Annotated in this window: 11 protein-coding genes and 1 tRNA gene; 11 read left to right on the forward strand and 1 reads right to left on the reverse strand. The window is 49.4% G+C overall.

What is annotated here, in order from left to right; all coding sequences use genetic code 11:
- The first annotated feature begins 20 nt into the window (after positions 1 to 20).
- Positions 21 to 488 (forward strand): GNAT family N-acetyltransferase, encoded by a 468-nt coding sequence (locus AAF143_RS05600; RefSeq protein WP_409995638.1) that lies wholly within the window; start codon positions 21 to 23, stop codon positions 486 to 488.
- Between the two features lie 4 nt (positions 489 to 492).
- Here the strand turns inward: AAF143_RS05600 and AAF143_RS05605 are convergent.
- Positions 493 to 564, reverse strand: a tRNA-Gly gene (locus AAF143_RS05605).
- Positions 565 to 836: 272 nt separating this feature from the next.
- Here AAF143_RS05605 and AAF143_RS05610 point away from each other — a divergent pair.
- From AAF143_RS05610 to AAF143_RS05655, 10 genes are all read left to right on the forward strand, one after another.
- A complete protein-coding gene (locus AAF143_RS05610; RefSeq protein ID WP_414026626.1) occupies positions 837 to 1127 on the forward strand; it encodes a GDP-mannose 4,6-dehydratase in 291 nt (96 codons plus the stop codon).
- Positions 1099 to 1797: a GDP-mannose 4,6-dehydratase gene (locus tag AAF143_RS05615; protein WP_414026627.1), complete on the forward strand. Its 699-nt coding sequence runs from the start codon at positions 1099 to 1101 to the stop codon at positions 1795 to 1797. Before AAF143_RS05610 ends, AAF143_RS05615 begins: the two co-directional genes overlap by 29 nt.
- Before the next feature lie 90 nt (positions 1798 to 1887).
- Positions 1888 to 2832, forward strand: a complete 945-nt coding sequence (locus AAF143_RS05620; protein WP_414026628.1) for an ABC transporter permease — start codon at positions 1888 to 1890, stop codon at positions 2830 to 2832.
- Positions 2829 to 4052, forward strand: coding sequence for an ABC transporter ATP-binding protein (locus AAF143_RS05625; RefSeq protein WP_255008693.1), 1224 nt, complete (start codon positions 2829 to 2831; stop codon positions 4050 to 4052). The genes AAF143_RS05620 and AAF143_RS05625 overlap by 4 nt, the downstream gene beginning before the upstream one ends.
- 54 nt (positions 4053 to 4106) lie before the next feature.
- Positions 4107 to 5324, forward strand: coding sequence for a class I SAM-dependent methyltransferase (locus AAF143_RS05630; protein ID WP_255008695.1), 1218 nt, complete (start codon positions 4107 to 4109; stop codon positions 5322 to 5324).
- 222 nt (positions 5325 to 5546) lie between these two features.
- Positions 5547 to 6209 carry a class I SAM-dependent methyltransferase gene (locus AAF143_RS05635; RefSeq protein ID WP_414026629.1) on the forward strand — a complete coding sequence of 221 codons (663 nt, stop codon included), beginning with the start codon at positions 5547 to 5549 and terminating at the stop codon, positions 6207 to 6209.
- A gap of 71 nt (positions 6210 to 6280) precedes the next feature.
- Positions 6281 to 7204, forward strand: coding sequence for a glycosyltransferase (locus tag AAF143_RS05640; RefSeq protein ID WP_414026630.1), 924 nt, complete (start codon positions 6281 to 6283; stop codon positions 7202 to 7204).
- Complete coding sequence (locus AAF143_RS05645; protein WP_255008700.1) at positions 7201 to 9435, forward strand: hypothetical protein; 2235 nt, start codon at positions 7201 to 7203, stop codon at positions 9433 to 9435. The genes AAF143_RS05640 and AAF143_RS05645 overlap by 4 nt, the downstream gene beginning before the upstream one ends.
- A gap of 7 nt (positions 9436 to 9442) precedes the next feature.
- On the forward strand, positions 9443 to 11704 hold the full coding sequence (locus AAF143_RS05650) for a glycosyltransferase (protein ID WP_255008701.1): 2262 nt from the start codon (positions 9443 to 9445) through the stop codon (positions 11702 to 11704).
- A 118-nt stretch (positions 11705 to 11822) separates the two neighbouring features.
- Positions 11823 to 12515 carry an FkbM family methyltransferase gene (locus AAF143_RS05655; RefSeq protein ID WP_255008702.1) on the forward strand — a complete coding sequence of 231 codons (693 nt, stop codon included), beginning with the start codon at positions 11823 to 11825 and terminating at the stop codon, positions 12513 to 12515.
- Positions 12516 to 12529: the final 14 nt, after the last annotated feature.

The following is a 12529-nucleotide window of genomic DNA, read 5'->3' on the forward strand; positions in this document are numbered from 1 at the left end:
TCGCCTGATCGGCCAGCCCCGTGAGCTCGCCCAGCCCAACCGTTGAGGCCCCGGGGGGCGAGGCCTACCGGCTGATCAGCCACGGGCCCCTGGCCCTGCGGCTGCGCGCTCATCTGGGGGGCCTCCAGGCCCTGCTGGATGGGCACAGCTTCTGGGCAGCGGGCCGCAGCCGGGGCGATCTGGCGCGGATGCTGGGCCATAGCCAGGCCATTGTGAGCGCTTGGCAGGGCCGTGAACTGGTGGGCTTCGGCCGGGCCACCAGCGACGGGGTGTTCCGGGCCGTGCTTTGGGATGTGGTGGTGGCCAGTGGGCACCAGGGCGAAGGCCTGGGCCGGCGGATCGTCGGGGCGCTGCTGCACAGCCCGGCCGTGGCCAGGGCCGAGCGCGTCTACCTGATGACCACGAACAGCTCAGGCTTCTACAGGCGCCTTGGATTCAGCCCAGAACACGGTCAGGAGCTGCTTTTGCGGGCCCAGACGGGCCGTTGAACGAAGCGGATGAAGAGATTCGAACTCTCGACCCTCTCCTTGGCAAGGAGATGCTCTACCACTGAGCTACATCCGCAGTACGCGGTATCTGAGAGCATAGGAGACAGAGCTGAGTGCAGCTGTGGAGGCCCGGCGCTCGGATACTAGAAAATCATGGACTACGGAGGGCCTGCCTGTCAAACCGGGCAAAGCCATCCATCCAGACTTGACAACGCTATGGGAAAATGCGCGATGAGCAGATGGGACGGGGTCAAGACGTGAGCACAGGGGGAAACCCGTGTAAAGCACCCAAGCAGCCGAAGGCCCGAAAAGCCATACAGGCCCGCTTGACATGCGAAGGCTGAACCAATGACGAGACCCACTGCACTGATCATTGGAGCTACAGGGCAGGACGGCGCATACCTCACGCAACTGCTGTTGACGAAGGGTTATAGGGTCGTCGGCACCAGTCGCGATGCTCAGGCATGCGATCAAAGTCGCCTTCGACGGCTGCAGGTTGACGCAGATGTTGAAATCATCTCACTAGCGCCGAACGACTTTCGAAGTGTCCTTAAGGTTGTTCTCATCGATAGCACCAAACGAAATCTACAACCTGGCTGGACAAACCAGCGTGGGCCTATCGTTCGAGCAGCCCGTTGAGTGCATGGAATCAATTGCTGGAGGATGTCTAAATGTTCTGGAAGTAATCCGCTTCTTGAATCTACCAACAAGACTGTTCAACGCAGGAAGCTCGGAATGCTTTGGCGAAGCTGCGGGAAAGCCTGCCGATGAGAGCACAGCCATGCAACCGAGAAGTCCCTATGGGGTCGCCAAGGCAACGGCGTACTGGCAAATTGCTAACTACAGAATTGCCTATGGACTCTGGGCATGCACAGGGATACTGGCCAATCATGAGTCACCCTTGAGACAAAGCAGGTTTGTCACCCAGAAGATCATCCGAGGAGTCCAACTCATCAAGGAGGGCAAACTAGACAGGCTCGAACTTGGCAACCTAGAGATCTGGAGGGATTGGGGCTGGGCGCCTGAGTATGTGCGAGCTATGAATATGATGCTACAAACGAACAAGCCGCAAGACTATCTGATCTCTTCAGGCGAAACATCGTCGTTGAAAGAATTTGTGCAGGTGGCCTTTGAGATGGCTGGACTCAAGGCCGAAGACCATGTTCACACACAAGGATCACTGATGAGGCCCAGCGACCTCAGATACTCCGCGATGAACCCCGCCAGAATCTACAAGGAACTGGGCTGGAGATCTAAGACAAAGCTAAGGGAAATCATCGGCAAGATGTACAACGACATTCTCTTCTGAATTCTCAATGGACAAGCCTTCCAATCCACGAACGACAAACAAAGCAACTCAACGAAGTACAAACTGCCGAAACAGAGGCGCCTTCTGGAGATGCACGCACCCAATCACATTGCTCCAGAAGGAGATATGGCTGCAAACAGTTGGCGAACTGGGCAAGCATGCGTCTGCAGACGTCAAGACGGGGTGGAACACATGAGAGAGAGAAAAATTAATCCCAAGCAAACGATAGTCATTGAACCCAGAAAGAGCATCAGGCTCTTTGACATCGAAGAGTACGTTAAGTATCGGAGCATGCTGAAGCGCATGGTCAAGCGGGAGATACAGACAAAGTTTGATGATATGAAGTTGAGTGTATTATGGAATCTGGTCCGGCCACTATCGGTGACGGCTGTATTTAGCCTATTCAAGCATGCTTCTGGAGCAACAACAGGAGAGACAGCGCCTTACCCCATTTTCATCTATAGCGGACTGATCATCTGGTACTACTTTACAGATGCCACACAGGAGTCGGCAAGCTCCCTTCGCAAGGATGCCGGTATGATCAAAAAGGTCTATTTCCCGAGGCTCATCATCCCTGCTGTGCCTATTGTGTCGAATCTGATCCTGCTGGGCATGGCCTTCCTGCCCTTGCTGATCATGATGATCGCCTACGGGGTCAAGATAAGCTGGACCGTACTGCTTCTGCCCTTGGTGATAGTGCAGTGTGGAGCTCTGTCATTGGGCGTGGGCGTGCTGTTTGCATCCATATCACTTCGCAACAGAGACTTTGAGCAGCTGCTATCCCTGATGCTGTATATAGGTTTGTTCGTTTCATGCGTGTACTTCTCTCCCAACCTCTTTCAAGGCCCCATAGCACTGTTGATTAAAATAAACCCCATGGCCGCAACATTGCAGTCATTTCGTGCATGCCTAGGCAGCACCGGCACGTTTCCCATCCTGTGGTGGCTCTATGCCGTGCTGGTTTCTGTGGGGTCGATTCTGATGGGGCTGGTGGCGTTCAACTCGGTTGAAAAAGAGTTAGCCGACAGACTATGAATAGGAGTTACGCCGTACAATGTGATGAGATCGGGAAGAAGTACCGAATAGGGAACAAGGAGTTCTGGGCATTACGGAATGTCAGCATGGACATCAAGCAAGGTGAGCGCGTTGGCATCGTGGGCAGAAATGGCGCAGGGAAGTCAACCCTTCTGAAGATTCTCTCCAGGCTGGTGTACCCAACAGAGGGCAGGGCCGAAATCACGGGACGGGTGGCCTCGCTTCTGGAAGTGGGGACCGGCTTCAACATGGAGCTCAGTGGTAGGGATAACATTCATCTGAATGCCTCCATTCACGGGATGGAAGGCGATGAGATCCGAAGTATATTTCAACAGGTTGTAGATTTCTCGGGTGTTGGCGAGTTTATTGACACCCCAGTCAAGCATTACTCAAGCGGCATGTACATGCGACTTGCCTTTGCAGTCTCAGCCCACCTGGACCCAGATATACTTATCATGGACGAAGTTCTTGCCGTCGGCGACTTGAGCTTTCAAAAGAAGTGCCTGTCACGGGTTGAAGGATTGGCCGATGGTGGAAGAACAATTGTATTTGTATCGCATAGCATGGGCGATATAGCAAGGTTCTGCGAGAGAGTCATCTGGATTGACCACGGAAAGGTACGATTTGATGGCGGCTCCATAGAAGGAGTCAATCGATACGAAGAAGAGATGAATCCAAAGGTCTCCGTAGCGTTAGAGAATCGTCGTCGAGAAGGAACAGGCAATGCAAGAATCGTGGAAATCAAAAGTTACGGTCCAGTGGCGTCGCAGCCAGAAATCATGCGAACCGGGGAAAGCTGCGATATAAAGCTAAACTACGAGGTGTATGCAGACTATGCGGATGTCTTTGACGTCTTTGCCTGCATCGTCTTTATGAATGAGGTTGGGAAACGTGTCTTTGGAGTACCAAGCGAAGTTCTGCCAGTCAATCTGACAGACCTGGGAAAGGCGGGAGCACTGCGCTGCCATATCGGCCGACTTCCACTTGTCCCTGGCTTCTACAGTCTGACCGTAGCACTGTTGATCAACAATCAGTTGGTAGATAAACTGGAGATGGCGACATCCATTAAGGTATTTGATGGTGATTTCTATGGTACAGGAAGGCTACCACTCAAGACCATGGGTGATATCTGTGTTGATTTCGACTGGATAGTCGAACCACGCAGCCAGGCAAAGGATGAAGATGTTGGCACGAATAAAGAAATGGAGTTGAAGGGATAGAGATGTAGAGGGCCTCATCCATGCTACATTTAAGTCAAGACTAAAAACATTCAGATGAACATCAGAAAAGAGGAATTAGAGCAGAGAATCAAAGTGCTATCAAGTGCTTTCATCAAAACCGTCCAGAACAATCCAGATCTTTCAGAGGAGTTAGAGCCGCTCCTGACTCTTCTTGGCAAGAAGGATGAAAAGGAACTCGTGCTGGTCTTCGCTCATTGGTTGTCGGGACAGAATCGCAGTGTAACGGAAAGCCTCGCAAGTAAGACGCCGAGCGGGAGCTCAACTGAGCTGGCGATCAGGCTTGAGCAAATGATTGAAGACATGAAGAATGCAAGTCCCGTCGAAGGGGAGATGCAAGCCAGAATTACAGTCCTGTCTGAAATGATTCAGCAGCTCGTGACCGGCGATTACGAGTTTTCAGGAAATATTGAGCTACTTCTGAACCATCTCAAGTCTGATCCCGAAAGGGGTATGATCATCACGCTTGTACGCTGGGTTTCCAATCAAAGCCCAATGACACTTGAGCTGGCCGACAAACGTTCTAGTCAAAACAATACAACTCCATTGGAGCAACATCTGGCGTTGCTGAAAGAAGACTTGGTCGTGGGGAGTGCAATGGCGGGAGGCCAGATCCGTTCAACGTATATGGGTGAGATTTTTGGAGATATGACAAGAATAAAAGTCCCACTAAGCGTCATACACCAGGAAACACAGCATATGAACCACGTTGACATGGCCTATGTGTGTGCAATCCCCAAGCTACGTGAAGCGAAAAGAATCTTTGAGATCGGTACATACCGCGGCCAGACGACATGTGGATTTGCAGATGTATGTGAGGACGCAGAGATTTACACTCTCAACCTGCCACCCGACCAGGATGGTCGCTATGGGGAGTACATAGGATCGTTCATTAAGACAAGTCCGAACAAGCAGAGGATTCACCAAGTCTTCTCTGATTCCAAAGACTTCGACACGACGCCCTATCAGAGAACGATGGATTTTGTCTTCGTTGATGGAGACCACAGCTACGAGTACGTCAAAAACGATACGGAGAAAGCCTTTGAACTCCTGGCCCCAAATGGAGCCATTGCATGGCACGACTTTGCCGGAAAGTCAGAAGGAGTCGTCAAATACCTACGTGAACTAGCCATCGATAAACCACTCATGAGAATAAGAAGTACCTGCCTAGTGCTGTACATTGACAACATGGATGTCGGTACCTATCAGTGGAAACCCCTTCAAGCAAGTCTTGAGGAAAAGGAATATGGCTAGTATCAAGAGACTACTATCAGTAATGAATCCCGTACGAAGAGGCACCATGGTTTCAACCAAAGTTCAAAGCTATCTTGACAATGGTCGTATCCCTTGGTCGCCTGGTTATAAGCAATATAAGCTTGAACAATTAGAAAAGACTCTTTTGAGTGATCAGACTCTTGAGATCTTTCGTACAGGGGGCAATTACCATCAGGCTATGGCTATGGGGTTGATGAACGCATGGTTGAATACCCCTGGCTGTTCTCGAGAATAAACAGCAATGATGAACGCTTGCTGGATGCAGGGTCTGTGCTCAACTATCCATATCTCCTTGAGAAGACAGTCCTCAAGCATAAGGACATCTTTCTGATGACACTGGAGCCGGAGAGTACAATGACGCGACGAAGTCGCCTCTCCTATGTGTTCTGTGATTTGCGAGATAATCCCTTCCGGAACGAGGCCTTTGATACCGTGGTCAGTCTGAGCACCATTGAGCACATAGGAATGGATAACACCTTGGTCTACTCGGACAAAGTGAGGTACAAAGAACAAGATGCTTGCAGCTACCTGGTCGCAGTCAATGAAATGATCAGAGTTCTGAAGACTTCGGGCAAGCTCTTTCTGTCAGTACCCTTTGGGAAAAAGGAGTTCCATGGATGGCTGCAGCAGTTTGACAGCGAAATGATTGCAGGACTGTGCAGTCACTTGAATGGTGCTTCCTTGATTGAGGCATCCTACTTTCGCTATGACAGCAAAGGGTGGCAATTAGCCGACGCCGAGGGTTGTAAAGACTGCGAGTACTTTGACACCCATGCGAATCAGAGTGTTCAGGATGATCTTGCAGCTGCGGCCAGAGCAGTGGCTTGTCTGGTCTTTCAGAAGAATACAAAGGTAACTGAATGACAGGAGATCATTACGCGGGTTGTACAGACACAAGCGGGCCGCAGTCGATTGCTCCGATGTACGCATCGCCATTGGTATCCATTGTTCTTGGCACGTACAATCGACTCGAGCTGCTAAAGAAGACAATTGATAATGTACGTGCCGAGAGCTGTGGCCTGAACAGGGAAATCATAGTCATTGACGGTGGATCCACTGATGGCTCCATGGAATGGTTAACCAGCCAGACCGACATTGTTACGATCATTCAACACAACCGAAGCCGCGATCCAGGATCACCAATTCCCCGTCGCAGCTGGGGATACTTCATGAACCTAGGCTTCAAGATTACGCAAGGGAAATACGTTCTGATGGTGAGTGATGATTGCATCCTTCTACCGGGATCTCTAAAAAGCGGTATAGATCAATTTGAAAGACTAAATAGAAAGGCTAGGATTGGAGGTATTGCCTTCTACTTCCGAAACTGGCCCGAGGAAGAGCACTACTACGTGCAAAGAACGCTGGGAGGGAAGCTAATGGTGAATCATGGATTGTTTTTACGTAGTGCTCTGGAAGATGTGGACTGGGTTGAAGAAGACTATTATATGTTCTACAAGGCAGATGGAGATCTTTGTCTAAAGATATGGGAGCTAGGATACAAGATACTTGAAGCGGATAGCTCCTACGTTGAGCACTACATGGACAATACTGAACTTGTGAGAGTCCAGAATAACCGCACGCAGAAGGAGGACGCCGAGCGGTACCGCTCAAAGTGGAAGTACCACACTCAGGTGACCAAGATAAAAAAGAATATGGGAAAGGTTTACTGTGAGTTTCAAGATACAAGTCACCAAGCTGAAGGTTATTTTCGCGATTATCACAATCAAACGCTCCGAAGTCGAGTGCAAACAGAAATAACCTGTGATCACGGAAATCAGCCAAGGTCTGTTTGCCAAGACAATCAGTCGATGGAAGCCACTAGAGCTTTGAACCAATCGACCGAGGGCGAGCAGCCATGAAAGATAGAGTTCGCAATCTGCTGAAGAACAGCCCGTTCTCAGCACTGATAAACAATAGAACGGAAACATTGCGTGGAAAGGGACCACCTCGCAATAAAGTCGAGAATGTTGATTATCTGCCAGATTGGGAAAAGATCCTGAGGAGAGAGCGGTCATTCTGGGACGATCGGTTAAAACAGTCCGCTGATGCGCCAAAGATATTGCTGCCTACAACTGTCGGTGGTATGGCAGCACTGAGCTCCATGGAAAGCCTCCTTGCAGTGTCACTCACTCTACGTGGCTTCGAAGTTCATGTGTTGCTCTGTGATGCCGCCTTGCCAGCGTGCCTTCGTGTTGAGTACACAACAATCAAGGATCCCAACGATATCGTCTCGTCTGAATTTCAATCGATCATCTGCAAGACATGCCAGGCCACAGGAGAGTATCTTTTCTCTGCCCTAGGTATTCACGTCCATCGGCTCAGCGAGCTCGTCACCAGTGAGCAACGAGATGGGGCCAAGACAAAGAGTCAAGAAGTTGAGTCCTCAGATATTTCGAGTTTCAAGATTGCAGATATCTCAGTAGGCGAACATGCCTATGCAGGTACATTGCGGTACTTTGCCAGCGGAAATCTCAATGATCAGGAGATGGGCGAAGGTGTTCTTCGACGCTACCTTGAGGCGACCATAGTGACCATGGATGCTGTCAATGAGCTCGCCAGTCGCTACAACTTTCAGGCATCTTGTTTCAATCATGGAATCTACTGCCCTCATGGCATTATCGGAGAAGTGCTTAGATCGAAAGGGGTTAGGGTAAGTACATGGAACATCGCCTATCGCAAAAAGTGCTTTATCTTTAGTCACAACGATACGTATCATCACACATTATTGAATGAGCCAAATTCAAACTGGGATGACATCGTATTTGATAAGCTGGCTCAAAAACAAGTTCAGTCCTACCTAAAGAGTCGGCTGAAAGGCAGTAGGGACTGGATCTGGTTTCACGAGAAACCACAGGAGGACTTCAACGAGATTAACAAGACACTTGGGCTTGACCTTTCCAAGCCAATCATTGGCATGCTGACCAATGTGATGTGGGATGCGCAGCTGCATTACGAAGCAAATGCGTTCCCTGACATGTTGAGTTGGGTCTTCGAAACGATTGAATACTTTGCTGGATGTCCCGAACTGCAGCTTGTGATTCGGATTCACCCTGCAGAAGTCCGAGGCACCCTACCCTCAAGGCAACCCTTACTCACAGAGATAAGGAAACGCTGGCCAACTCTGCCGGATAATATTAAGGTGATTGGACCGGAAAGCCAGATCAGTACCTACGCAGTGATGGATCAATGCGACTCCGTGATCATTTACGGAACCAAGACAGGTGTTGAGCTGACGAGTGTGGGAATTCCGGTGATCGTGGCTGGAGAAGCCTGGATACGTAACAAGAAAGTTACCCGTGATGCCAGCTCTGTGGAAGACTACTTACAGATTCTATCAACACTTCCAAGCGGCAAACGTCTCGATAAGAAGACTCAGATACGGGCTCTAAAATATGCTTTTCACTTCTTTTACAGGAGAATGATTCCTCTGCAATGCATGGGGAAGACTGGTGCATGGCCACCCTATAAACCCGCCATTCGCTCATTGAGGGAATTGCTACCTGGCGTAGACCTCGGCCTTGACATCATCTGTGATGGCATCACGCAAGGATCAGAGTTTATCTATCCAGCTGAATACTATGTCCATCGCCTACAACGGCTTCTGTTAACGTGGCGGCAGAAGTCAGCTAGATTTAATCGTTGGAGTAGACATCCCGAAGAACCCAAGAGCATGTCGACATGGCTGCAGAGCCAAGGAATGCAGAATGTTTTCCTATTGAGTGAACGCTCTCGAAGACGAGCAGAAGATGTAGCCAAGATGATTGGCTCCGAAAAGCCCCGGCATATCAGGCTTGTCCATCCAGACCGTGAAGGAATACTATCAAAAGATATGGAAAGTGGCCCTGCAATGTTGATCGTGGACATTCATGATGATAAGAATGTGTTGGTTGCCAGCCTAGAGAGTCCCACTCTCGAGTACGTGAGTCTCCAGAAAGGAGTTGACATGGATGCAGACAAAGGTAGCCCATGTGAGGGCTTCCACCAAACGCTTGTACAGTGTGGTTTCCAACTCGCAGGAGTGCTTCAACAGTCAATCTCAAGCGACAAGGGACATCCACACATGATTGAGACTATCTACAGACGTATCTAATCAAGGGATGCCAGTTTCAAACAAGACAGCTGTACTTTCCGTCGTCATTGGTTCCTACAACCGATTGTCACTTCTGCACGCCTGCATTCAATCTATTCGCGGATCATCGATTACGACGCGAGTGTATGTTACAGATGCTGGATCACAAGACGGGACCGTTGAATATCTTAAGAGCCTCAACCCAAAAGAGGTCAAGTGCATCTTTCACCCTCAGAAGATTGGACAGGCAAAAGCCTACAATGAGATTTTTAACGAGATTACAACTCCCTACACATGCTGGCTAAGTGATGACAATATTGTTGTCAATGATAGTCTGGCCACCGCCGTCAGCATACTTGAACAGGACACCAGAATTGGAATGGTCGCCCTAAAAGTCCGTGACATGCAAGGGCCGTTCGCCAATGAACCATACATCGGCGGGATATCGAGTTCTGGGATCTTAAATGTAAATCAGGGTCTGCTTCGCACTAACCTTCTCCAAGGGCTAGGAGGTTTCAGTGAAGCCTTCATGGACTATGGCATTGATCCGGACCTTACTGCGAGGATTCTCTTCAGTGGGAATGATATTGTTTATACCCGCGATACAGCACTCCATCACTGGCGAGACTGGGGGACGGATGCGCAACTTGAACGACAACTACAGAAACAGAAAGAGTACCAGACTCTCTATCGGAAAACCTTTGTCCAGAATCAGACAAAACCCAAGAATCGTCGTCTCAAGAGACTGTATCGAAATGTCGGTCGACTGCTCAAGCACGCCCCTGGAATACAGAAAAGTCTTCGACTGAAAAGCCTGTTGAGAGATATCAACAACATATTCTCATGCCACTATATCAGTCCATACGATCCGATCAGCTGTGCAGGAAAAGTATACTACTTGCGGCAGTCATTGCAAAATCAAAAGCGATTGAAGCCATCATCAGTCGAGTTGGAGACATCGGAGGTGCTGGAAAATGCGAAAAAGACTGACGACCCAAGTCACAACAAGTATTTCGCTGAAGATTCAGGCGTCAGGATCGCCATCAATGCTCAGCTTCTCGAAGGAAGCGCAGGGGGAATCGAAACCAATTTGCTACAGCTACTCCGTGCTCTTTCCTTGCGTAACATGCCTGGAGATGCACAGTTTCTGATTGGGCCGGGCGGGGAGTCAGCATGGCTGAATGCGCATACATCAGCTTGTCAGTCGATCATCGCCTGGCAACCAATTCGGTATTCCCATTTTTCCATCCAAGGGTGGCTCATCAAAATTTTTCGTCAGATACAGAGTTGGAAGCGAAGCAGGCTCAATAATGCCCATATGAGCCGCACTGGAATCAAGGGACTTGAGCATGAATTGAAGTCTAATGGAGTGGAGCTCATCCACTTCCCCTACCAAAGATTTTTCCCGACGTCCCTCCCGTTTATATTTGAGCCCTGGGATCTTCAACACATCTATCTGCCTGAACTATTCACCAAGGAGGAGATACTCTTTAGAAACCAACACTATAAAGAAGCTTCTCAAAAAGCCACCGTTGTCGTAACAGCGACAAAAAGTTCAAAATTCGATATTGTGCGTCATTATCAGATTCCTGCGTCCAAAGTCGCCGTCATCTATCGAGGGATTGAATCACAAGACATCAAGCCAATAGAGGAAAAGATTGCAGCAAGTGGCGATGGTGAACAGGTTTCCATGTACGACGAACCCTATGCCATTTATCCAGCCAAGCCGTGGCCTCATAAGAACCATGAGCGCCTCTTCGCTGCCTTAGCCAAACTGAGAAGTGAGTCTGGGCTTCGCATCCCACTCATCTGTACTGGACGAGCCGTTAAGGGCAAGGAAGGATTTCTTGAAGGCTTAGCAGAACAGTATGCCATCAGGGACCAGATTGATTGCACTGGTTATCTGTCAGAGCATGAGATCCAACACTATCTGGCAAACGCAAGGCTACTGCTGTATCCATCCCTCTTTGAAGGGCTTGGTATCCCATTGCTGGAGGCCATGGATCAGGGAGTCCCGATCGCTTGCTCCAACGTCTCCTGCATTCCCGAAGTCGTTGGGAGATCGGCAATCATGTTCAATCCGTACTCAATCGATGACATCGCCGCTAAGATATTAGCTGTTTGGTCAAATGATAGCTTAAGAATGGAATTGGCCATCAGGGGGAAACAACGATCAAAGGACTTCTCGTGGGAGCACGCCGCAAGTTCATTTCATTTGCTGTATCGGTTTATTGCGAGACGCCCACTATCCGAGCATGAGAGAATTGAGCTTCAGCGACTATTCTGCTAGAAGCCAACGGCAGCTCCTGATGTGTCTCACCACCCCAAATCAACAAAAGCGACAACAGACACTTAGGATCCAAGCTGAAGACTAGGCTTACATTTAGTTACTAAACTTTTACGCAAGAATGACCGACAACCAACTTTACCGAAGCTCAGATATTGGGGCGGCGTTCCAGCGCATGAACGCTCGTCAGATTGAAGTGAGAAGCTTGATAAATATTGGAGCCGGGAAGGGAGATGATATCGGCTTCTTCAGAAATCACTGGAGCCAACTGGACGCCTTGTTAATAGATATGGATGAAAGGTTTGTTCCCACATGGAACGAACTCTCACAGAGTTATCCCGGCGTCAAACATATAGTCTGTGGTGCAGGAAGTAAGGACACGGAGGGCTTCTTTCAGAAGAGCAACGATACTGGCGGCGCCCTCGGATCTGGAGACGGCAGCGGCGAGAACACCCACAAAACGCCGGTTCGCAGAATCGACACACTCGTCAAGGAATTCGCAATGCCAGGGCCCTTTTTTCTCAAGTTTGACACCCACGGCGTTGAGCTGGATGTTCTTGAAGGCGCTGCCGAAACCCTAAAGCAAACCAACTTAGTCATGATGGAGTGCTACAACTTCAAATTAAACTTTGTTGACGGGAAGAATCTTACGTTTGACGAAATGTCTCTGCATATGAAGTCAATTGGCTTTCGTTGCATTGACATGTGTGATCTGCTATTTCGGCCAGGCGACATGGCATTATGGCAGTTTCACATGATTTTTATTCGCTCCAGCCATCCGACATGGAATCGTAATAGCTACTCGACAAGGTAAACGCATGATGTGCA

Origin of the sequence: Cyanobium sp. ATX-6F1 (assembly GCF_047395825.1) — a bacterium.
Classification (GTDB): domain Bacteria; phylum Cyanobacteriota; class Cyanobacteriia; order PCC-6307; family Cyanobiaceae; genus ATX-6F1.

Excerpts from the sequence above, each read along its gene's own strand:
- AAF143_RS05610 (WP_414026626.1), top strand. The coding sequence starts at position 837 with ATGACGAGACCCACTGCACTGATCATTGGAGCTACAGGGCAGGACGGC.
- AAF143_RS05620 (WP_414026628.1), top strand. The coding sequence starts at position 1,888 with ATGCACGCACCCAATCACATTGCTCCAGAAGGAGATATGGCTGCAAAC.
- AAF143_RS05625 (WP_255008693.1), top strand. The coding sequence starts at position 2,829 with ATGAATAGGAGTTACGCCGTACAATGTGATGAGATCGGGAAGAAGTAC.
- AAF143_RS05630 (WP_255008695.1), top strand. The coding sequence starts at position 4,107 with ATGAACATCAGAAAAGAGGAATTAGAGCAGAGAATCAAAGTGCTATCA.
- AAF143_RS05635 (WP_414026629.1), top strand. The coding sequence starts at position 5,547 with ATGGTTGAATACCCCTGGCTGTTCTCGAGAATAAACAGCAATGATGAA.
- AAF143_RS05645 (WP_255008700.1), top strand. The coding sequence starts at position 7,201 with ATGAAAGATAGAGTTCGCAATCTGCTGAAGAACAGCCCGTTCTCAGCA.
- AAF143_RS05650 (WP_255008701.1), top strand. The coding sequence starts at position 9,443 with ATGCCAGTTTCAAACAAGACAGCTGTACTTTCCGTCGTCATTGGTTCC.
- AAF143_RS05655 (WP_255008702.1), top strand. The coding sequence starts at position 11,823 with ATGACCGACAACCAACTTTACCGAAGCTCAGATATTGGGGCGGCGTTC.